The 19,456-nt window shown below is 64.8% G+C and carries 20 protein-coding genes and 1 pseudogene; 12 read left to right on the top strand and 9 right to left on the bottom strand.

Annotation, left to right across the window (positions count from 1 at the left end; all coding sequences use genetic code 11):
- Positions 1–191, top strand: a pseudogene (locus ACEQZD_RS00825) (hypothetical protein); the annotation flags it as partial.
- 4 nt (positions 192–195) lie between these two features.
- Here the strand turns inward: ACEQZD_RS00825 and ACEQZD_RS00820 are convergent.
- Both ACEQZD_RS00820 and ACEQZD_RS00815 read right to left on the bottom strand, forming a co-directional pair.
- Entirely contained in the window at positions 196–1,104 is a 909-nt protein-coding gene (locus tag ACEQZD_RS00820) for a response regulator (RefSeq protein ID WP_370183407.1), read from the bottom strand.
- A complete protein-coding gene (locus ACEQZD_RS00815; RefSeq protein ID WP_370183405.1) occupies positions 1,101–4,457 on the bottom strand; it encodes an ATP-binding protein in 3,357 nt (1,118 codons plus the stop codon). Before ACEQZD_RS00815 ends, ACEQZD_RS00820 begins: the two co-directional genes overlap by 4 nt.
- Positions 4,458–4,710: 253 nt before the next feature.
- On the opposite strand from ACEQZD_RS00815, the gene urtA reads away from it, so the two are divergent.
- The 9 genes from urtA (at position 4,711) to ACEQZD_RS00770 (ending at position 13,398) form a co-directional block, all read left to right on the top strand.
- A complete protein-coding gene (gene urtA, locus ACEQZD_RS00810) occupies positions 4,711–5,967 on the top strand; it encodes an urea ABC transporter substrate-binding protein (protein ID WP_142949595.1) in 1,257 nt (418 codons plus the stop codon).
- Between the two features lie 61 nt (positions 5,968–6,028).
- Complete coding sequence (gene urtB, locus ACEQZD_RS00805; RefSeq protein ID WP_142949594.1) at positions 6,029–6,955, top strand: urea ABC transporter permease subunit UrtB; 927 nt, start codon at positions 6,029–6,031, stop codon at positions 6,953–6,955.
- Between the two features lie 9 nt (positions 6,956–6,964).
- On the top strand, positions 6,965–8,134 hold the full coding sequence (gene urtC, locus ACEQZD_RS00800) for an urea ABC transporter permease subunit UrtC (RefSeq protein WP_142949593.1): 1,170 nt from the start codon (positions 6,965–6,967) through the stop codon (positions 8,132–8,134).
- Positions 8,134–8,883: an urea ABC transporter ATP-binding protein UrtD gene (gene urtD / locus ACEQZD_RS00795; protein ID WP_370183402.1), complete on the top strand. Its 750-nt coding sequence runs from the start codon at positions 8,134–8,136 to the stop codon at positions 8,881–8,883. Before urtC ends, urtD begins: the two co-directional genes overlap by 1 nt.
- Positions 8,884–8,885: 2 nt before the next feature.
- A complete protein-coding gene (urtE, locus tag ACEQZD_RS00790; RefSeq protein ID WP_370183399.1) occupies positions 8,886–9,575 on the top strand; it encodes an urea ABC transporter ATP-binding subunit UrtE in 690 nt (229 codons plus the stop codon).
- A gap of 30 nt (positions 9,576–9,605) precedes the next feature.
- On the top strand, positions 9,606–10,646 hold the full coding sequence (locus ACEQZD_RS00785) for an aliphatic amidase (protein WP_142949590.1): 1,041 nt from the start codon (positions 9,606–9,608) through the stop codon (positions 10,644–10,646).
- On the top strand, positions 10,639–11,697 hold the full coding sequence (locus ACEQZD_RS00780) for an AAA family ATPase (protein ID WP_228548023.1): 1,059 nt from the start codon (positions 10,639–10,641) through the stop codon (positions 11,695–11,697). The genes ACEQZD_RS00785 and ACEQZD_RS00780 overlap by 8 nt, the downstream gene beginning before the upstream one ends.
- 124 nt (positions 11,698–11,821) lie before the next feature.
- Positions 11,822–13,051 carry a formamidase gene (gene fmdA / locus ACEQZD_RS00775; RefSeq protein WP_142949589.1) on the top strand — a complete coding sequence of 410 codons (1,230 nt, stop codon included), beginning with the start codon at positions 11,822–11,824 and terminating at the stop codon, positions 13,049–13,051.
- A gap of 14 nt (positions 13,052–13,065) precedes the next feature.
- Positions 13,066–13,398: a zinc ribbon domain-containing protein gene (locus ACEQZD_RS00770; RefSeq protein WP_142949588.1), complete on the top strand. Its 333-nt coding sequence runs from the start codon at positions 13,066–13,068 to the stop codon at positions 13,396–13,398.
- A 163-nt stretch (positions 13,399–13,561) separates the two neighbouring features.
- Here the strand turns inward: ACEQZD_RS00770 and ACEQZD_RS00765 are convergent, their stop codons facing one another.
- Positions 13,562–14,020, bottom strand: a complete 459-nt coding sequence (locus tag ACEQZD_RS00765) for a MaoC family dehydratase (RefSeq protein ID WP_370183397.1) — start codon at positions 14,018–14,020, stop codon at positions 13,562–13,564.
- Positions 14,021–14,170: 150 nt separating this feature from the next.
- Between ACEQZD_RS00765 and mpl the strand changes: the two genes are divergently transcribed.
- A complete protein-coding gene (gene mpl / locus ACEQZD_RS00760) occupies positions 14,171–15,553 on the top strand; it encodes a UDP-N-acetylmuramate:L-alanyl-gamma-D-glutamyl-meso-diaminopimelate ligase (protein ID WP_142949586.1) in 1,383 nt (460 codons plus the stop codon).
- Positions 15,543–16,157, top strand: coding sequence for a flavin prenyltransferase UbiX (locus ACEQZD_RS00755; RefSeq protein WP_370183395.1), 615 nt, complete (start codon positions 15,543–15,545; stop codon positions 16,155–16,157). The genes mpl and ACEQZD_RS00755 overlap by 11 nt, the downstream gene beginning before the upstream one ends.
- 10 nt (positions 16,158–16,167) lie before the next feature.
- Here ACEQZD_RS00755 and ACEQZD_RS00750 read toward each other — a convergent pair whose 3' ends face one another.
- The 6 genes from ACEQZD_RS00750 to ACEQZD_RS00725 form a co-directional block, all read right to left on the bottom strand.
- Positions 16,168–16,938: an energy transducer TonB gene (locus ACEQZD_RS00750; RefSeq protein WP_370183392.1), complete on the bottom strand. Its 771-nt coding sequence runs from the start codon at positions 16,936–16,938 to the stop codon at positions 16,168–16,170.
- Complete coding sequence (locus ACEQZD_RS00745; RefSeq protein ID WP_370183391.1) at positions 16,938–17,417, bottom strand: ExbD/TolR family protein; 480 nt, start codon at positions 17,415–17,417, stop codon at positions 16,938–16,940. The genes ACEQZD_RS00750 and ACEQZD_RS00745 overlap by 1 nt, the downstream gene beginning before the upstream one ends.
- Positions 17,414–17,797 carry a biopolymer transporter ExbD gene (locus ACEQZD_RS00740; RefSeq protein WP_142949582.1) on the bottom strand — a complete coding sequence of 128 codons (384 nt, stop codon included), beginning with the start codon at positions 17,795–17,797 and terminating at the stop codon, positions 17,414–17,416. The genes ACEQZD_RS00745 and ACEQZD_RS00740 overlap by 4 nt, the downstream gene beginning before the upstream one ends.
- A gap of 3 nt (positions 17,798–17,800) precedes the next feature.
- Positions 17,801–18,493, bottom strand: a complete 693-nt coding sequence (locus tag ACEQZD_RS00735; protein ID WP_255442589.1) for a MotA/TolQ/ExbB proton channel family protein — start codon at positions 18,491–18,493, stop codon at positions 17,801–17,803.
- Between the two features lie 229 nt (positions 18,494–18,722).
- Complete coding sequence (locus ACEQZD_RS00730) at positions 18,723–19,157, bottom strand: copper resistance protein NlpE (RefSeq protein WP_185956948.1); 435 nt, start codon at positions 19,155–19,157, stop codon at positions 18,723–18,725.
- A 96-nt stretch (positions 19,158–19,253) separates the two neighbouring features.
- On the bottom strand, positions 19,254–19,456 hold a 203-nt coding region (locus tag ACEQZD_RS00725; protein WP_370183388.1), incomplete at its 5' end, for a hypothetical protein.

Here is a 19,456-nt window from a genome sequence, read left to right as displayed (position 1 = left end):
CGTCGATACTGGAGGGCGTCTATCTGCTGCTGGTGAGCTGGCAGCTGGCGGTGCAGGCGTTTATTTTCCACCGCGCCTTCGCCATCGGCCCGTTGCTGGGCCTGGCGATGGCGTTCGGCCTGTTGATCCTCACCTTCATGCTGGTGGGCGCGCTGATGCCGGAGGTGCTGCAGGCCGGCCAGGCCGCGTAACGCCTCAGGTGCTGGTCAGGCAGCGCAGCGCCATGGCCGCCGCGGCGGTGCGGTTTTCCACCCCCAGTTTGCGGAACACCTGCTCCAGATGCTTGTTCACGGTGCGCGGGCTCAATGACAGGATCTGGCCGATTTCCCGGTTGGTCTTGCCCTGGGCGATCCACAGCAGCACCTGGGATTCCCGCCGGGTGAGCCGCAGTTGCTGGCGCAGCAGTTCGCTTTCCTCCTCGCCGTCCCGTTGCAGCAGCCGGAACAGCGGCTCGCCGGAGCCGGTGTCGCCCAGGTAGCGCAGGCGCAGCTCGCCGTTGTCGCTGTCCAGGGCGGACTGGTCGCCGGGCTCCGGGCGGCGCTCCAGCCAGCGGCGGATATGGGCCGCCAGCTGGCCAAGGCGTTCGTCGCGCTGGCCGCCGGCCTCGGCGATCAGGTGCTCGGCCTGCGGCGTGGCCCAGCGCCAGTGGCCCTGACGGTCGGTGGAAAACGACGCCTGGCCGAGCCGGTCCAGGGCGGTGTGGGCGCCCTGGGTCATGCGCGCGTTGTGCAGGTGCACGCGGATCCGCGCGATCAGCTCGTCCGGGCGCACCGGCTTGGTGACGTAGTCCACGCCGCCGGCTTCCAGGCCGCGCACCACATCCTCCGCGTCGGTGAGGCCGGTCATGAAAATCACCGGCACCGCCGCCAGTTCCGGGTGCCGTTTCAGACGGCGGCAGGTTTCGAAGCCGTCCATGTTGGGCATCACGGCGTCCATCAGTACCAGGTCGGGCACCATTTTTTCCGCGATCCCGAGAGCTTGTTCGCCTTCCAGGGCGACCAGGGCGGTGAGCCCGGCCTGGTCCAGGGCGTGGTGGATCATGCCCAGGGAATCCGGAGAGTCGTCCACCACCAGAATCACGTCCTTACGGACCGAAGGGGTCATGGGGTCTGCTCCAGCAATTTGATCAGGGCCTGGAAATCGAAGCGTTCCAGGGGCGCTTGCAGGGTGCCGACCAGGGAAGGCGGCAACCGCCGGTCCTGCTCGGCGCGCTGCAGGGCGTCGCGCAGGCCGGCCAGGTGGCCGATCTCCGCCAGGGCCAGCAGTTCATCGCGCAGGCCTTCGTCCAGGCGGATCTGGGACACCGGAATGCGCCGCGTCTCGCGCAGGTCGCCGTCCAGATGATGGCGCCAGGTCAGGTCCAGGTGGCGCGCCAGGGTGTCCAGCAGGCCGCCCAGTTTGAACGGTTTGATCAGGTAGTCATCGTGCAGGCCGGCGGGGGCGTCGGTCTGGCTCTCGCGGGCGTTGGCGGACAGCATCACCAGGCTGCCCCGGTAGCCGTTGGCGCGCAGCGCGGCGGCGGTTTGCCAGCCGTCCAGGCCGGGCATGGCGATGTCCAGCAGGATCAGGTCCGGGTTGCTTTGCCGGGCCATGTCCAGGCCGGTCTGGCCGTCCGGCGCTTCGGTGACCTGGAACCCCAGCGGCGTCAGCAGGTCGCTGACCAGGCCCCGGTGGGAGGGGTCGTCGTCCACCACCAACAGTGATTTGGGCGGCCCCTGGTAGCCCACCACCGGGCGCTGGCTGTCCCGGTCCGCGTCCGCGTGGGCAACGCTGGACAGCATCACCCAGAGTCGGAATTCACTGCCCTGGCCCGGCGTGCTGCTGACCTGCAGATCGCCGCCCATGATATCCACCAACAGCTTGGTGATGGTGAGCCCCAGGCCGGTGCCGTGCACCGCCGGCATGCCCGGTTTGCGGACCCGCTCGAAGGGCCGGAAGATGCGCTGCTGGTCTTCCTCGGCGATGCCCACGCCGGTGTCGCGGATGGTGAACTCGGCGACCTGGTTGCGGTAGCGGATATGCAGCACCACCCGGCCCTGGCTGGTGAATTTGATGGCGTTGGACAACAGGTTGATGAGCACCTGGCGCAGGCGCTTCTCATCGGTGGTCACCCATTCGGGGATGCGCCCCTGGCTGTGGAACTCAAAGCCGATGCCTTTTTCTTCCGCCTGCAACTGGAACATGGTGACCAGCTCGTCGATCAGTGAACGCACCCTGACCCGGTTGCGGTACAGCTCCAGGCGGCCGGCTTCGATCTTGGAGATTTCCAGCAGCCCTTCGATCAGATCGGAAAGATGGCCGGTGCTGCGGCGGATGGCCGCCACCGCGCCGCGCCGGTTTTCCGGTATCGAAGGGTCGTTCTCAAGCAGCTGGGCGTAGCCGAAGGCGGCGTTGAGCGGCGAGCGCAGCTCATGGCTGAGCCCGGTGAGGTAGCGGCTCTTGGCCTGGTTGGCGGCCTCCGCCAGTTCCTTGGCTTTCTGCAGTTTGCGGTCGGTCTTTTCGTGGGCTTTGATTTCCGCCATCAGCATGCGGGTCTGGCGGTGGGATTCTTCCTGGGCGACCACGCGGCTTTCGTGGGCCAGCACGAACAGCCAGGCCACCACGCCGCTGATAATGATCAGGATCGCGAACACCTTGGCCAGGGTGGTGGCCATCAGGTCGCGCACCTGCGGATCGGTGATCGCCACCTGGGTGTAGACCAGCGTCAGCAGGCCGGCCATCACCAGCGTGACCAGGGTCAGCAGCCCGACGAAATGCCCCAGGCGCGAGCGCAACTGAACCAGGATGGGGCGGGGCAGAATGCCGCCGAGCCAGTCCATCAGCTGTTCCTGAAAGCGGGCGTGGTGCTTGCAGGCGTCGTTGCAGCGCGCGTCCAGGGAGCAGCACAAAGAACAGATCGGGCCGTTGTAGGCCGGGCAGAACGCCATGTCCTCATCGTCGAAGCGATGCTCGCAGATGCAGCACGGGCGGCCGCGGGTGGCGGTGGCCGGCTCCGGGGTGCGGGCGATGTAGTAGCGGCCGTCGGTGAGCAGCGCGATCAGCGGCGACGCCACGAACGCGGTGAGCAGCGCCAGGAAGGAGGCCAGCGCCTCGGCGTCGCCGCCCCAGAACCCGCTGCGCGCCACCAGCCCCACCAGGGTCGCCATCACCATGGCGCCGAAGCCCACCGGGTTGATGTCGTACAGATAGGCCCGTTTGAATTCGATGCCCTTGGGGCTCAGCCCCAGCGGCTTGTTGATCACCAGGTCGGCGACCAGGGCGCCGATCCACGCCACCGCCACCATGGCGTAGCTGCCGAGGATGGATTCGAACGCCCGGTAGATGCCTATCTCCATCAACACCAGCGCGATCATCACGTTGAACACCAGCCACACCACCCGGCCCGGGTGGCTGTGGGTGAGGCGGGAAAAGAAGTTGCACCAGGCGATGGAGCCGGCGTAGGCGTTGGTCACGTTGATCTTCAGCTGCGACAGCACCACGAAAATACCCGCCAGCGCCATGAGCGTGGCCGGGTGCGCGGTGATATGGCTGAACGCCACCAGATACATGTGCATGGGTTCCTGGGCCTGGCTGTGCGGCAGCCCGTGGGAGAACGCCAGCACCGCCAGGAAGGAACCGGCCAGCGCCTTGAGCCCGCCGACGATGATCCAGCCCGGGCCGCCGGCCAGCATCGCCAGCCACCAGCGCCGGCGCTGTTTGCGCTCCGGCCCCGGCTCCGGCATGAAGCGCAGGAAGTCCACCTGCTCGCCGATCTGCGCCACCAGGGAAAACATCACCGTGGCGGCGGCGCCGAACAGCACCAGATTGAAGGCGCCGTCACCGCCCATGGCGCCGTCGAAGCCCTGCCAGCGGCTCAGTGACTCCGGGTCTTGAAACAGGATGAACACGAACGGCGCCAGCTGCAGCACCACCCAGACCGGCTGGGTCCACAGCTGGAAGCGGCTGATGTAGGTGATGCCGTGGGTCACCAGCGGTATCGCCACCAGAGAACTGACCACATAGCCCAGCGTCAGCGGCAGGCCGAACAGCACCTCCAGGGCCATGGCCATGATCGCCGCTTCCAGGGCGAAAAAAATAAAGGTGAAGGAGGCGTAGATCAGCGAGGTGAGGGTGGAGCCCAGATAACCGAAGCCGGCGCCGCGGGTGAGCAGATCGATGTCGACGCCGTAGCGGGCCGCGTAGTAACTCACCGGCAGGCCGAGCAGGAAAATCACCGCGCTGACCACGGCGATCGCCGCCACCGCGTTGGTGAAACCGTAGTTCAGCGTAATGGCGCCGCCGATGGCTTCCAGCGCCAGAAAGGAAATGGCCCCGAGCGCGGTGTTCGCCACCCGTCCTGCTGACCAGCGGCGCGCCGCCTTGCCGGTGAAGCGCAGGGCGAAGTCTTCCAGGGTCTGGTTGGCGACCCACTTATTGTAGTTGCGCCGCACCCGGAAGATGCGTTGTTCGATGGCCATGCCTGATCGTCCGCAATACCCGAAAGCCGGGCCAAGAAGAAAGCACGATTCGTGCCGTACCCCCGAAGCGTGGATACCCCAAGGGCGCAGCCTAGGGCCGGCGCCGGCGGCGCGGAATGCGTCAAATGACGTAGGGGCATGGCGTATTCGCCGAATGGGAGCGCACCGGCCGCCTTCACATACTCGTTAGCGAGGGTCGACGGAGCCATCGGGCTCCCGGGGATCCATGCATTTCGCTAACGAGGGGTTAACCATGAAGACACCGAAGCATTCCTTGCCGTCGCGTCCGCGCCGCCGTCTGCTGGCCGGGCTGCTGGCGTTGCCGGCGGTACTGGCGTTAAGCACGCCGTCGTTCGCCGCGCCGCCCACGTCCGAGGTCAACACCTCCGGCCTGGCGGTCACCGAAGACACCGTCAAAGTGGGCATCCTGCATTCCATTACCGGCACCATGGCGATCAGTGAGATCGGCTCGGTGCAGGCGGAGAAACTGGCCATCGAGCAGATCAACGCCCAGGGCGGCGTGCTCGGCCGGCAGATCGAATACGTTCAGGAAGACGGCGCCAGCGACTGGCCCACCTTCGCCGAGAAAGCGCGCAAGCTGCTGCGCCAGGACGACGTGGCGGCGATCTTCGGCTGCTGGACCTCCGCCTCACGCAAGGCGGTGCTGCCGGTGATCGAGCAGTTCAACGGCATGCTCTATTACCCGACCTTCTATGAAGGTCTGGAGCAATCCCCCAACGTGATCTACACCGGCCAGGAAGCCACCCAGCAGATTCTCGCCGGCATCGACTGGGCGGTGAAGGAGAAGGGCGCCAAGACCTTCTACCTGCTCGGCTCCGACTACATCTGGCCGCGTACTTCCAACAAGATCGCGCGTATTCACATCGAGAAGAAAGGTCTGAAGGTGGTGGGCGAGGAGTACTACCCGCTCGGCCACACCCAGTTCAACTCTGTGATAAACAAGATCAAGTTGCGTAAACCGGATGTGATCTTCGCCTCCGTGGTGGGCGGCTCCAACGTGGCCTTCTACAAGCAGATGAAAGCCGCCGGTGTCGATCTCACCGAAGAGGATCCGCTGCTGCTGACCATCTCCGTCACCGAGGATGAAATCCGCGGTATCGGCGGCGAGAACGTGGAAGGCGTGTACGCCTCCATGAAGTACTTCCAGAGCCTGGACAACCCCAATAACAAGGAGTTCGTGGCCGCGTTCAAGGAGCGCTGGGGCGACGACATGGTGATCGGCGACGTGACCCAGGCCGCCTATTTGGGCCCGTGGCTGTGGAAGGCGGCGGTGGAGAAAGCCGGTTCCTTCGACGTGGACAAGATTCGTGAAGCCTCTCCCGGCATTGAGTTCAAGAAAGCGCCGGAAGGCTATGTGCGCATCCATGAGAACCATCACCTGTGGTCGAAGACCCGCATCGGCGTGGCGCAGACCAACGGCCAGTACAAGGTGGTCCATGAAACCAAGGACCTGATGGAGCCGGATCCCTTCCCTGAAGGTTACAAGTAACCGTCCGTACCCGGCGCCCCCGGTGGGCGTCGGGATTTTTTAACCGCAGGGGAGCATTGCCATGTTTGCTGATTATTCCTCAACGGAATTGATGTCCATCTTTGCCATGCAGGGGTTCGCCGGTTTGTCCCTGTTTTCCGTGTTCGTTCTCATGGCAATGGGCCTGGCGATTATTTTCGGCCAGATGGGCGTGATCAACATGGCCCACGGGGAGTTCATGATCCTGGGGGCCTATACCACCTACCTGACTTCGCAGTTTTTCCAGAACCTGATGCCGGAGCTGTTCGCCGCTTCGTTCTTCTTCGCCATGGTGCTGGCATTCCTGGTCTCCGGTGCACTCGGCGCCTTTGTCGAATGGGCCATGGTCCGGCATCTGTACCGGCGGCCTCTGGATACGCTGCTGGCCACCTGGGGGCTGAGCCTGATTCTTCAGCAGGCCTACCGGTCGATCTTCGGCGCCCGGGAAGTGGGCGTGGACCTGCCGGACTGGATGATGGGCGCGTTTAACGTCACGGATTTCGTGCAACTGCCGATCAATGGCCTGTTCGTGATGGTGATCGCCCTGTCCATTGCGCTGGCGGTGTATCTGCTTATGTACCGCTCCGGCTGGGGCAAGAAAGTGCGCGCGGTGGTGCAGAACCGGCCGATGGCGGAAGCGGTGGGCATCAACACCGCCGGCGTCGACCGCGCCACCTTCGCGCTGGGGTGCGGCATCGCCGGGGTCGCCGGCAGCGCCTTCACCATGATCGGCTCCACCGGCCCGTCGTCCGGCCAGGCGTACATCGTCGATACCTTCCTGGTGGTGGTGTTCGGCGGCGCGCAAAGCCTGGTCGGCACCATTATTTCCGCCTTCGGTATCTCCCAGGCCCAATCCACCATGGAGTTCTTCCTGAGCGGTTCCATGGCCAAGGTCCTCACCCTGCTGGTGGTGGTGGGCATTCTCATGTTGCGTCCGGAAGGCCTGATGGCCTTGAAGGTCCGTCGCTAGGAGTCCGTGATGAAAACCAACTCTCCCCTTCAATGGCTGACCTCCCGGGAAGGCATCTACTACCTGCTGCTGGCCTTGCTGCTGGTGGTGGTGCTGCCGCTGCTGCTCGATCCCTTCCGCCTCAACATGGTGGGCAAGTATCTCACCTACGCCTTCGCCGCCATCGGCCTGGTGATGTGCTGGGGCAAGGCCGGCATTCTCAGCCTCGGCCAGGGCGTGTTCTTCGGCCTGGGTGGCTACTGCATGGCCATGTTTCTGAAACTGGAGGCGTCCACGCCGGAGGCCACCAAGAACCAGTCCACGCCGGGCATTCCGGATTTCATGGACTGGAACCAGATCACTGAGCTTCCGGGGTTCTGGCAGCCGTTCCACAGCTTCTCGTTCACCCTGATCGCGGTGATCGCGGTACCGGTCTTACTCGCCTTCATCATCGGCGTGGCCATGTTCAAGCGGCGCGTGGGCGGCGTTTACTTCGCCATTATCACCCAGGCCATCGCCGCCATTCTGACCATTCTTATCATCGGCCAGCAGGGGCTCACCGGCGGCGTCAACGGCATCACCGACCTGCAAACCCTGATGGGCTGGAATATCCGCACCGACATGGCCAAGACCACGCTCTACTTCGTCTGCGTCGGGCTGTTGTTCCTCAGCCTGCTGGTCGCGCGCCATGTGCAGAACGCCAAGCTGGGGCGGATTCTGGTGGCGATGCGCGACCAGGAAAACCGGGTGCGCTTCTCCGGTTACGACGTGGCCTCGTTCAAGGTGTTCGTGTTCTGCCTGGCGGCGGGCCTGGCGGGCATCGGCGGGGCGCTGTTCACCCTGCAGGTGGGCTTCATGTCGCCGTCGTTCGTGGGCATCGTGCCGTCCATCGAGATGGTGGTGTTCTGCGCGCTGGGCGGCCGTTACTCCCTGCTTGGCGGTGTCTACGGCGCCTTGCTGGTGAACGCGGCCAAGAGCGGCTTCTCCGAATCCTTCCCGGAACTCTGGCCCTACGCCATGGGGGCGCTGTTTATCGGTGTGGTGCTGGCCTTCCCCAACGGTCTGGCCGGGCTCTATGAGCGCTACATCATGCCGCTGGAAAAACGCCTGCCGGTGATCGGCAAGTACCTGGACAAGGACAAGCCCGCACCGCAGGCGCCGCCGGTGGTGTCCGATCAACTCAGCGCGGAGAAACCCTGATGAATGCACAAAAGGAAAACTTCCTGCTCGCCGTGGAAGGTCTGACGGTGTCGTTCGACGGCTTCAAGGCGGTGGACGACCTGTCCTTCTATCTCGACCCCAAGGAGATCCGCGTGATCATCGGCCCCAACGGCGCCGGCAAAACCACGGTGCTGGATCTGATCTGCGGTAAAACCCGCGCCACCGAGGGCTCGATACGCTTCGGCGGCAAGGAGCTCACCAAGATGAAGGAGCACCAGATCGTGCACGCCGGGGTGGGCCGCAAGTTCCAGAACCCTTCGGTGTTCGAGGACCTGACCGTGTTCGAGAACCTGGAGGTCTCCTACCCGCAGGGCCACACGGTGATGGGGGCGCTGGCGTTCAAACGGGACGCGGCGGTGGTCGAAGCGGTGGAAAGCATCGCTGAAACCATCTTCCTGAGCGACCAGCTCAACGAGCCCGCCGGGCTGCTCAGCCACGGCCAGAAGCAGTGGCTGGAAATCGGCATGTTGCTGATTCAGAAGCCGGACCTGCTGATGCTCGATGAGCCGGTAGCGGGCATGTCGGTGGCGGAACGCAAGAAGACCGCCGAGCTGCTGCGTGTGATCACCCGCGATCATACGGTGCTGGTGATCGAGCACGACATGCAGTTCGTCGGCGACATCGCCGACCGGGTCACCGTCATGCACCAGGGCAAGGTGCTCTCCGAAGGGTCCATCGAACACGTCAAGCAGGACCCGAAAGTCATCGAAGTCTACCTGGGGCACTGATCATGCTGAAAGTATCGAATCACTCCGTGGCCTACGGCCAGAGCACCATCATCCGCGACCTGAATCTGGACGTGAACGACAACGAGATCGTCGCGGTGGTGGGGCGCAACGGCATGGGCAAGACCACGCTGATGAAATCCCTGATCGGCATGACCCCCAGCCGTGCCGGCAGCCTGTCCCTGAACCACACCGACCTCAGCGCCATGAAAAGCTTTCAGCGGGTGCGCGCCGGGCTCGGTTTCGTGCCCCAGGGGCGAATGATTTTCCCCGCCCTCACGGTGCGCGAAAACATCGAGACCGGCCTGGCGGCGGTGGGCGAGAAGAAAGTGCCGCGCGACCTCTCTGAGCTGTTTCCGGTGCTGGAAGAAATGCAGCACCGGCGCGGCGGCAACCTGTCCGGCGGTCAGCAGCAGCAACTGGCGATCGCACGGGCACTGGCAACGCGCCCCAAGGTGCTGCTGCTGGACGAGCCCACCGAAGGTATCCAGCCCTCCATCATCCAGGAGATGGCGCGCACCCTGAAACGTATCCGCGACGAGCGCGGCCTGTCCATCGTGGTGTCCGAGCAGGTGCTCAGCTTCGTGATGGAGATCGCCGACCGGATTCTGGTGATCGAGAAAGGCGACATCGTTCACCAGGAAGACAAAGAGGACGCCGACCAGAACAAGATCGCCAGCTATCTGGCGGTCTGAATCCGCTCAACGAAAGCGAGGAGCCAAGTTATGCGACACGGTGATATTTCCAGCAGCAGCGATACCGTCGGGGTGGCGGTGGTCAACTATAAGATGCCGCGCCTGCACAGCCGCGCCGAGGTGCTCGATAACGCCCGCGCCATCGCCGAGATGATCAAGGGCATGAAGGTGGGCCTGCCGGGCATGGACCTGGTGGTGTTCCCGGAGTACAGCACCATGGGCATCATGTACGACCCGGATGAAATGATGGACACCGCCGCCTCCGTGCCCGGTGACGAGACCGCCATTTTCTCCGCCGCCTGCCGGGAAGCGAAAACCTGGGGCGTATTCTCCCTCACCGGCGAACGCCACGAGGAACACCCGCACAAATCCCCCTACAACACTCTGATTCTGATCAACGACCAGGGCGAAGTGGTGCAGAAGTACCGCAAGTGCATTCCCTGGTGCCCGATTGAAGGCTGGTACCCCGGCGACACCACCTATGTCACCGAAGGCCCCAAGGGCATGAAGCTCAGCCTGATCATCTGCGATGACGGCAACTACCCGGAGATCTGGCGCGACTGCGCCATGAAGGGCGCCGAGCTGATCGTGCGCTGCCAGGGCTATATGTACCCGGCCAAGGAGCAGCAGGTGATGATGTCCAAAAGCATGGCCTGGGCCAACAACTGCTATGTGGCGGTGGCCAACGCCGCCGGCTTTGACGGCGTCTACTCCTACTTCGGCCATTCGGCGATTATCGGCTTCGACGGCCGCACGCTCGGCGAGTGCGGCGAAGAGGAAATGGGCATTCAGTACGCCCAGCTCTCGATCAGCCAGATCCGCGACGCGCGCGCCAACGACCAGTCCCAGAACCATCTGTTCAAGCTGCTGCACCGGGGCTACACCGGCATCCACGATTCCGGCGACGGCGACAAGGGCATCGCGGACTGCCCGTTCGAGTTCTACCGCACCTGGGTCATGGACGCGCAGAAAGCCCAGGAAAACGTGGAAGCCATGACCCGCTCCACGGTGGGCGTGGCGGACTGTCCGGTGAAGGACCTGCCGGTGGACGGTAAAGAGAAAAATGCCTGAGGCCGCCATGCCCTTTATCAATGACCGCCTGCAGGAGAATCAGGAACGGCTGGCCCGGGAAGAACGGGCCAGCCGTCCGGAGCGGGCACCGCGCTTTGTGTTCGAGCCGGAAGCGGTGATGGCGCGCCTGCGTGCCCGCATTGTCGGTCAGGCGCCGGTGCTCGACGCCATGGAAGACATGTTGCGCGTGGTCAAGGCGGACATCGGCGACCCGCACCGGCCGCTGGCGGTGAATCTGTTCATGGGCCCCACCGGGGTGGGTAAAACCGAAACCGTGCGGCTGATCAGCGAAGCGATCCACGGCCGCGCGGACGGCTTCTGCCGTATCGACATGAATACCCTGGCCCAGGAGCACTACGCCGCCGCGCTCACCGGCGCGCCGCCGGGCTATGTGGGCAGCAAGGAAGGCCACACCCTGTTTGATGTGGATCTGATCCAGGGCAGTTTCAGCAAGCCCGGCATCGTGCTGTTCGACGAGCTGGAAAAAGCCAGCACCGAAGTGATCCGTTCGCTGCTCAATGTGCTGGAAAGCGGCCGGCTGCTGCTGTCCGGCGGCACCCGCAGCATCGATTTCCGCAACACCCTGATTTTCATGACCAGCAATGTGGGCGCCCGCGAGGCCGGCGATTACCGCGCCCGTTTCCGGCACGGCTGGCGGCACTGGCTGGGGCTGTCGCCACGCCATGAGGGCCGGGTTCTGGAGCGCGCCCTGCATCGCCGCTTCGACCCGGAATTCATCAACCGCATCGACCGGGTGCTGCCGTTTCAGCGGCTTGATGCCGCCTGGCTGGACACCCTGCTGGACATCGAGCTGGGCAAACTCAACCAGCGTCTGGCGCGGCGCCGCGCCCGCCTGGAGCTGGACAACGGCGCGCGCCAGTTTCTCTGCCGCGCCCACGACGACCGCTTCGGCGCCCGGGACCTGGCCCGCCGCCTGCGCGCCGAGCTGGAACCGGCGCTCGCCCGGGCCCTGCTGGAACGCCCCGCCGACGACACCTTTCTGGCGCTGCTCGACGGCGACCGGCTGAGCGTGGTGCCGGTGAACCGCTGAGCCGGGCAATACGTCATCTGACGTAGTCGCCGGGGCCTTTTCGCGAATGGTGAGCGGTGCGCCGATCACCGATATTGAAACCCACGGAATCACGCTTGCCCGAAAAACTGGAGGAACCGACACCATGGCTGAGACCATCATTAAAATCGATCTCGACACTTCGCCCTACGACAACGATATGGTGCACAACCGCTGGCATCCCGACATTCCCATGGCGGCGATGGTGAAGCCCGGCGACGACTTCATCGTTGAATGCCACGACTGGACCGGCGGCCAGATCCATAACGACGACAACGCCGAGGACGTGCGCGACGTGGACCTCACCCAGGTGCATTTCCTGTCCGGCCCGGTGGGCGTGGAAGGCGCCGAGCCCGGCGACCTGCTGGTGGTCGATATCCTCGACATCGGCACCTTCGAGGAAAGCCAGTGGGGCTTCAACGGCTTCTTCTCGAAGCAGAACGGCGGCGGCTTTCTCACCGAGCATTTCCCGGAAGCGCAGAAAACCATCTGGGACTTCAACGGCATGTTCACCAAGTCGCGGCATATTCCCGGCGTGGAGTTCGCCGGCCTGATTCACCCGGGGCTGATCGGTTGCCTGCCGTCCAAGGACATGCTCAACGAGTGGAACAGCCGCGAAAAAGAACTCTACGACACCGAGCCGGATCGCGTGCCCGGTTTGGTCAATCTGCCGTTCGCCGACACCGCCCATATGGGCAAACTCAAGGGCAGCGAGAAAGCGGCGGCCGCCGCCGAGGGCGCGCGCACCGTGCCGCCCCGCGAGCACGGCGGTAACTGCGACATCAAGGACCTGTCACGCGGTTCGCAAATTTACTTCCCGGTGTATGTGAAAGACGCCGGCCTGTCCGTGGGCGACCTGCACTTCAGCCAGGGCGACGGCGAGATCACCTTCTGCGGCGCCATCGAAATGGCCGGCTGGATTCACATGCGCGTCAACCTGATCAAAGGCGGCATGGAGAAGTACGCGATCAAGAACCCGATCTTCAAACCCAGCAAGATCGCGCCCAAGTACGACGACTACCTGATCTTCGAAGGCATCTCCGTGGACGAACAGGGCAAGCAGCACTACCTGGACGTGCACATCGCCTACCGCCAGGCCTGCCTGAACGCCATCGAATACCTGAAGAAGTTCGGCTATACCGGCGCCCAGGCCTACTCGCTGCTCGGCTGCGCGCCGGTGCAGGGCCACATCAGCGGGGTGGTGGACGTGCCCAACGCCTGCGCCACATTATGGCTGCCCACCGACATCTTCGACTTCGATCTCAAGCCCGGTGTCGACGGCCCGCAACACAGCGTCGCCGGCAGCACCGACGTGCCGCTGGCCAAGGATAAATAGGGGAGGGCGCCACGATGCCGTTGTACGACTATAAATGCACCGAGCACGGCCTGTTCCACGAGCTGGTGCCGGTGCAGGCGTCCGGGGAAGCCTGCCCCTGCCCCACCTGCGGCGTGCTGTCCGCGCGGGTGATCCTGGTCGCCCCGGAGGTACTGGACATGGCCCCGGAACGGCGCTCGGCCTTCGAGCGCAACGAACGGGCCCGCCACGAACCCCGGCGCGGCAACCAGCACTCGGAAAAGGAGCAGGGCTGCTGCCACCACGAACGCCACAAACCCAAGGTCTTCTACACCGCCGAAGGCAATAAGATGTTTCCGTCGGCGCGGCCCTGGATGATTAGCCACTGATTCAGTTAACAGTTAACAGTGAATAGTTAATAGCGACGCGGGCAACGCCCGTGGAGCCCGAAACGCAAGAGGCCGCGCCCAAACCCTGGGCGCGGCCTCTTTGCTCTCGGACCTGCGCATAGCCGGCCCGCGTCGCTGTTAACTATTCACTGTTAACCATTAACTAAAAAAGCACCATCCCGAGGCTTTCGGCGACGCAGGCGGGTTTGTCGCTGCCTTCCAGTTCGATGGTGACTTCGTTGCAGAGCAGGTAGCGGCCTTCGCCCTTGGCGGCCACGGATTTCATCACGAAGCGTCCGCGCACGCGGCCGCCGGCGGGGACCGGGGTCAGAAAGCGGCAGCTGTTGAGGCCGTAGTTAAGGCCCGCCTTGGCGCCTTCCACGGTGTAGATCTCGTCCTTGAACATGGGGATCAGTGACAGGGTCAGGTAGCCGTGGGCGATGGGGCCGCCCATGGGCGATTCCTTCTTGGCGCGTTCCACGTCCACGTGAATCCACTGGTGGTCGCCGGTGGCGTCGGCGAACTGGTTGATGCGCTCCTGGCTCACCGTCATCCATTCGGTGACGCCCAGTTCCTTGCCTTCCCAGCTTTTCAGCTCTTCCGGGCCGTTGATTGTCAGCATTGGTCTCTCCTCGAACGATTCAAAAAAAGAGATAGCTTCAGGCTTCACGCGGCAGGCTTCAAGCTCAAAAACAGCGGCGCCGGCGGCCGGCCGGCTTGTGGCCTGAGGCCGATGTTGTATCCTGCGTTCAGAGTTTCTTCGAGGTCTTCCATGCACATCCATATTCTCGGCGTCTGCGGCACCTTCATGGGGTCGCTGGCGCAGCTGGTCCGGGCCCAGGGGCACCGGGTCACCGGTTCCGACCAGAACGTCTACCCGCCGATGAGCGATCAGCTCAGCGCCGCCGGCATCGAGCTGATCCAGGGCTATGACCCCGCTCAGCTGGAGCCGGCCCCGGACCTGGTGGTGATCGGCAACGCCCTGAGCCGGGGCAACCCGGCGGTGGAGCATGTGCTGGACCAGGGCATGCCCTATACCTCCGGCGCCCAGCTGCTCGCCGAGGTGGTGCTGCCCGGCCGCTGGGTGCTGGCGGTGGCGGGCACCCACGGCAAGACCACCACCGCCTCCATGCTGGCCTGGATTCTGGAAGACGCGGGCCTCGATCCCGGCTATCTGATCGGCGGCGTGCCCGGTAACTTCGGCGTCTCCGCGCGGCTCGGCGGCACGCCGTTTTTCGTGGTCGAAGCGGACGAGTACGACACCGCCTTTTTCGACAAGCGCAGCAAGTTCGTGCACTACCGGCCGCGCACCGTGGTGCTCAACAATCTCGAGTTCGACCACGCGGATATCTTTCCGGACCTGGCCGCCATCCAGACCCAGTTTCACCATCTGCTGCGCACCGTGCCGTCCCTGGGCCGGGTGATTCTGCCCCACGGCGAAGCCGCTCTGGAGGAAACCCTGGCGCGGGGCTGCTGGAGCGAGGTGGAGCGGTTCGGCGAGCAGGCCGACCCGGGCTACCGGCTGGAACGTCCGGACGGCTCCCGCTTCACGGTGATGGAAAAGGGGACAGACATCGCCGTGGTGGACTGGTCGCTCACCGGCCGCCACAACGTCAACAACGCCATGGCGGCGCTGTTGGCGGCGCGCCATGTGGGCGTCACCCTGGAAGACGGTGCCGCCGCCCTGGGCCGCTTCCAGGGCGTGAAGCGCCGCATGGAGCTGCGCGGCGAGGTGGACGGCGTGCGCGTCTACGACGACTTCGCCCACCACCCCACGGCCATCGCCACCACCCTGGACGGCCTGCGCCGTCGGGTGGGCGACGAGCAGGTGCTGGCGGTGATCGAGCCCCGTTCCAACACCATGCGCCTGGGCCGCCACCGGGAGGCCCTGGCGGCAAGCGCCCGGGACGCGGATCAGGTGATCTGGTATCAGCCGCCGGGGCTGGAATGGTCCCTGGACGCGGTGGTCGCCGAGTCGCCGGTGCCGGCGCGGGTGGAAACCGACCTGGACGCCCTGGTGGCGTCGGTGGCGGCCCAGCCCGGGCCTCTTAGCGTGGTGGTGATGAGCAACGGCGGCTTCGGCGGCGTGCACGAAAAACTGCTGGCGGCGCTGCGACAGCGTTTGCCTCAAGGGAGTGAAACCCATGACGGATAGCACACGCCAGCGTGTCACCCTGGCGTTTACCGGCGCCTCCGGCGCCCCTTACGGGTTGCGGTTACTGCAGTGTCTGCTGAGAGCGGACTGCGAGGTGTTCGTGATCCTGTCCAAGGCGGCGCGGGTGGTGATCGGCATGGAGACCGATCTCAGCCTGCCCGCCGGCACCGGCAAGGCGGAAACCGTGTTGCGCGAGTACGCCGGCACTGACCAGGGCGCGCTCACCGTGTGCGGCCTGGAGCAGTGGACCGCGCCGGTGGCCTCGGGCTCCGGCGCGCCGGCGTCGATGGTGGTGTGCCCCTGTTCCACCGGCACCCTGTCGGCGATCGCCAGTGGCGCCAGTGACAATCTGATCGAGCGTGCCGCGGACGTGGCCCTCAAGGAGCGCCGCCAGCTGATTCTGGTGCCCCGGGAGAGCCCGTTCTCGGCGATTCATCTGGAAAACATGCTCAAGCTGGCCCGTCTGGGCGTCACCATCCTGCCGGCGGCGCCTGGGTTCTATCACCGCCCGCAAAGCGTCGACGATCTGATCGACTTCGTGGTGGCGCGGATTCTCGACCAGCTCGGCGTCGAGCAGACCCTGGTCAAGCGCTGGGGCGAGTGACCCCGGCGGCTCACAGAGAGTAACGCAACGGCAGGTTCACCCTGATCGGCTCGGAACCCAGCTCCGTGGGCGGTTCCGGGAAACGCAGCCGGCGCACCAGTTCCAGGGATTGCTGATCCAGAATACGGCTGTTCGAACTGCTGGTCAGCGTGACCGCCAGGGCACGACCGTTGCTGTCCACCAGGAAGCTTACTTCCACCACGCCCTGCTGGCGGCGCATCCGCGCCCGGGCCGGGTATTCCTTGTTGTATTCGATGGTGTCGCGGACCTTGCCCAGATAGCGATCCAGCAGGTTGTCGTGGTCGCCGCTTTTACGCACGCCCTCGCCGGGGTCACCGGCCATGCCTTTCTGGCCCTGGGGTTGCTGCTGGGCCTGGTCGGCGGTGCGGGTTTCGGTGTCCTGCTGCTGCGCGGGCGCCGCCGGTTCGGTTTCCGGCTCCGGCTCCGGCTCTGGTTCGGGCTCAGGCTCAGGCTCAGGTTCCGGCTTGGGCTCCGGTTTGGGTTCAGGCTTCGGCTTCGGTTTTGGCTTGGGTTCGGGTTTCGGTTCCGGCTTGGGCTTGGGTTCCGGCTTCGGCTCGGGCTTGGGTTCCGGGGCCGGCTCGGGGGCCGTGGCCACCGGGCTGTCGCTGGGCTTTTTCGCCAGGTTCAGGGTCACCGCCTGCTGTTGGCCCTCCTTGGCGGGGCGGCCACCGGCCAGGGTCATGCTGCCCACGCCCACCAGCAACACGGCATGGGCGGCGAGGGCCAGACTCCAGGCGAGAATCACGCGGGGTTTGGGCATCACGGTGTGTTCTTACTCCGGGTTACCAGGCGTACTTCTTCCACGCCGGCGTCGCGCAGGGTTTCCAGGCTGTTACGCAGCGTGCTGAGCGCGGTGTCGGCGTCGGCCATCAGGCGCACCGGCTGGGGCCCGTCGGTATCGGTGGGCGGTGCGGCGTCCACCGCGGTGGTGTCGGCGTTGGCCTCGGTCGCCGCGGCGGCGCGGCGGTGCTCGCGGATCAAATCCGCCATGCGTGCGGGGTCCACCGGCTCGCCCTGGTGCAGCAGCCGGCCTTCCTTGTCCAGCACCAGCATGAACTGCTCCAGGTTTTCCTCGGTGTCGGCGCTGGCGCTGTCCGGTGCTTCAACGTCCCCTTCCGGTCGCGGCGCCAGCTGGCCCGCCACCATAAAGAAGATCAACAGCAGAAAGACCACATTGATCAGCGGCAGCACCGGCTCCAGGGGCGGCCGGCGGCCGCTGTCCGGAGACTCCAGGTTCATGGCATCAGCTCCAGCTGCACGTCCTCGATACCGGCGGCGCGGGCCGCGTCCAGGGTGGCCAGGGCGGCTTGCAGCGGCGCGTCCGCTTCGCCGGTGATCAGCACGGTGGCGTCCCGCCCTTGCAGGCGCTCCGCCAGGTCCGACACCGCGTAGCGTTCGCCCTCCATCTCCACCTGGCCGTCGGCGGTGACGGTCAGCGTCAGCCAGTCCTGATCCTGGCGCTGCTCGCTGGCCTCGCTGGGCAGCACATTGACCGGCAGATCCTTCCAGTCGCCAAAGCGGCTGGCGAGCATGAAGAAGATCAACAGAATGAACACCACATCAATCAGTGGTGTCAGGCTGATGGTCGGGGAGCGATGGCGTTCCGGTTCCAGGTGCATGGATCAGCCGCCGACGGCGACCCGGCGCGGGGCCTGATCGCGGGCCGGTGCTTCGCTGTCCCGGGTTTGTCCGGCGCCTTGCCGGCGCACCTGGACCTTCAGGCGGGCCAGGCGGTCCTGCATTTTTTCACGGCACAGCTCAATGGTGCGGTCGGCCCAATGGAAGGCCGCCAAAGCGGGGATCGCCACGGTAAGACCGGCGGCGGTGGTGAGCAGCGCTTCCCAGATACCGCCGGACAGAATCGACGGGTCCACCTGGGAACCGGCGGCTTCCAGGGCCTGGAAGGCGCCGATCATGCCGAACACGGTGCCCAGCAGACCGATCAGCGGCGAAAGCGCACTGATCACTTCCAGGGTGCGCAGGCCGCCGCGCATGTCTTCCAGCGCCTCGCGGCCGCGCCGCAGGCTGTCCTCTTCCCAGCTGTCCGCGTCCATGGCCCGGTTGTGCCAGGCGCTCAACACCACCTGATCCACCGGCGAACGCCCGGCGTCGCCGACCACCGGCGTATCGCCGCGCTCCAGGCTTTCCAGCAGGGCGTCGGCCTGTTTGCTGGCCACCGGCCGCAGGCGGGCGAACTGGAGCATCTTGGTGAGCAGCGTGGCGAGGGCCACCACCGACAGCACCGCCAAAAGCCACATGGCGACGCCGCCGGCGACGAACCACTCGGGGAGTTGAAGCTGCAAGGAAGACATCATGTCCGGACTCCTGTTGGCGGGCGCATACCGCCATCACGGAAAAAGGGCAGAAAAAGGGCGATATCGCCAGAGAGCCGGAGTCTAGCATCTCGCGGGCTGAATGCAAGTCATTCCTATTTACATTTCAGGCGGCGGGTCCGGTGGGACCCGCGCTTGTGGGAGCTTGCCTTGCAAGCGAAAGGCCGGCTTTGCCGGCCGGCAAAGGTTGCCCCGCAGGATTCCAGAGTCCTTAGCGCTGGATCAGCGTGTAGTTGAAGTCGGACTCGATCGGCTCGCCGTCGGCGTTCAGCATTTCCACCGCATTGGTGGCTTTCTGCAGAAAACGGAACTGCTCGGACGGATCAGTGGGATTGAGGATGAACAGCGGGTAGGACTTGCCGTCCACGGATTGCCGCTCGGCGATCCAGTTGCCGCGGTCCACGTCACTGCCGCCGGCCTTGGCGCCGTCCAGAAACTTCTGGCGCAGTTCAAAGCGTGACGGTTGGTCCGCCTCATCCCGGTACAGCGTCAGGGTGGTCTGGATCCCGGAGCAGTCCGCGCAGGGCAGCACGCCCTGGTACACCGTTTTGCTGGCTTTGGGATCCGGTTGCGGCTCGGGGGCGGTCTGGCAGCCGGCCAGTGCGAACAGCGCGCCAAGCGTAAGAACGGAAAGGGCCTTTTTCATATTTGGTCTCCCTGACATCAATTAAGAAGTATCAGTATAGACCGCGCTGCGTGAACCGGTTCACAGCTTTAACAGTGTTTAACCGTGAAGAAGGGCTCAGTCCCGGCGGCGAGCCAGGTAGCGTTGCACCCCTTCCGCGATCAGGAAGACCACCCCCAGAGCGATTAGAAAGTACAGCAGAATCATGTTTCCCCAGACCAGTGAGTCAGCCGAAAGCTTGATGCCAAGCCATTTTTTGCATTTGAGAATAGGGCAGCCGGGGCCCTTAAAACAGTAACTTACTGTTAATGCTTGTAAGA

Source organism: Alloalcanivorax sp. (genome assembly GCF_964221125.1).
GTDB lineage: Bacteria > Pseudomonadota > Gammaproteobacteria > Pseudomonadales > Alcanivoracaceae > Alloalcanivorax > Alloalcanivorax venustensis.
The sequence above is the reverse complement of the archived record's forward strand: the minus strand, read 5'-3'. Positions and strand labels throughout refer to the sequence as shown.

Bases quoted from the DNA above. Each gene is read 5' to 3' on its own strand.
- ACEQZD_RS00755 (WP_370183395.1), top strand. From the start codon at position 15,543: ATGACGGATAGCACACGCCAGCGTGTCACCCTGGCGTTTACCGGCGCC.
- ACEQZD_RS00750 (WP_370183392.1), bottom strand. From the start codon at position 16,938: ATGCCCAAACCCCGCGTGATTCTCGCCTGGAGTCTGGCCCTCGCCGCC.
- urtA (WP_142949595.1), top strand. From the start codon at position 4,711: ATGAAGACACCGAAGCATTCCTTGCCGTCGCGTCCGCGCCGCCGTCTG.
- ACEQZD_RS00820 (WP_370183407.1), bottom strand. From the start codon at position 1,104: ATGACCCCTTCGGTCCGTAAGGACGTGATTCTGGTGGTGGACGACTCT.
- ACEQZD_RS00740 (WP_142949582.1), bottom strand. From the start codon at position 17,797: ATGCACCTGGAACCGGAACGCCATCGCTCCCCGACCATCAGCCTGACA.
- mpl (WP_142949586.1), top strand. From the start codon at position 14,171: ATGCACATCCATATTCTCGGCGTCTGCGGCACCTTCATGGGGTCGCTG.
- ACEQZD_RS00780 (WP_228548023.1), top strand. From the start codon at position 10,639: ATGCCTGAGGCCGCCATGCCCTTTATCAATGACCGCCTGCAGGAGAAT.
- ACEQZD_RS00770 (WP_142949588.1), top strand. From the start codon at position 13,066: ATGCCGTTGTACGACTATAAATGCACCGAGCACGGCCTGTTCCACGAG.
- urtD (WP_370183402.1), top strand. From the start codon at position 8,134: ATGAATGCACAAAAGGAAAACTTCCTGCTCGCCGTGGAAGGTCTGACG.
- fmdA (WP_142949589.1), top strand. From the start codon at position 11,822: ATGGCTGAGACCATCATTAAAATCGATCTCGACACTTCGCCCTACGAC.
- urtB (WP_142949594.1), top strand. From the start codon at position 6,029: ATGTTTGCTGATTATTCCTCAACGGAATTGATGTCCATCTTTGCCATG.
- ACEQZD_RS00735 (WP_255442589.1), bottom strand. From the start codon at position 18,493: ATGATGTCTTCCTTGCAGCTTCAACTCCCCGAGTGGTTCGTCGCCGGC.
- ACEQZD_RS00785 (WP_142949590.1), top strand. From the start codon at position 9,606: ATGCGACACGGTGATATTTCCAGCAGCAGCGATACCGTCGGGGTGGCG.
- ACEQZD_RS00765 (WP_370183397.1), bottom strand. From the start codon at position 14,020: ATGCTGACAATCAACGGCCCGGAAGAGCTGAAAAGCTGGGAAGGCAAG.
- urtE (WP_370183399.1), top strand. From the start codon at position 8,886: ATGCTGAAAGTATCGAATCACTCCGTGGCCTACGGCCAGAGCACCATC.
- urtC (WP_142949593.1), top strand. From the start codon at position 6,965: ATGAAAACCAACTCTCCCCTTCAATGGCTGACCTCCCGGGAAGGCATC.
- ACEQZD_RS00745 (WP_370183391.1), bottom strand. From the start codon at position 17,417: ATGAACCTGGAGTCTCCGGACAGCGGCCGCCGGCCGCCCCTGGAGCCG.
- ACEQZD_RS00730 (WP_185956948.1), bottom strand. From the start codon at position 19,157: ATGAAAAAGGCCCTTTCCGTTCTTACGCTTGGCGCGCTGTTCGCACTG.
- ACEQZD_RS00815 (WP_370183405.1), bottom strand. From the start codon at position 4,457: ATGGCCATCGAACAACGCATCTTCCGGGTGCGGCGCAACTACAATAAG.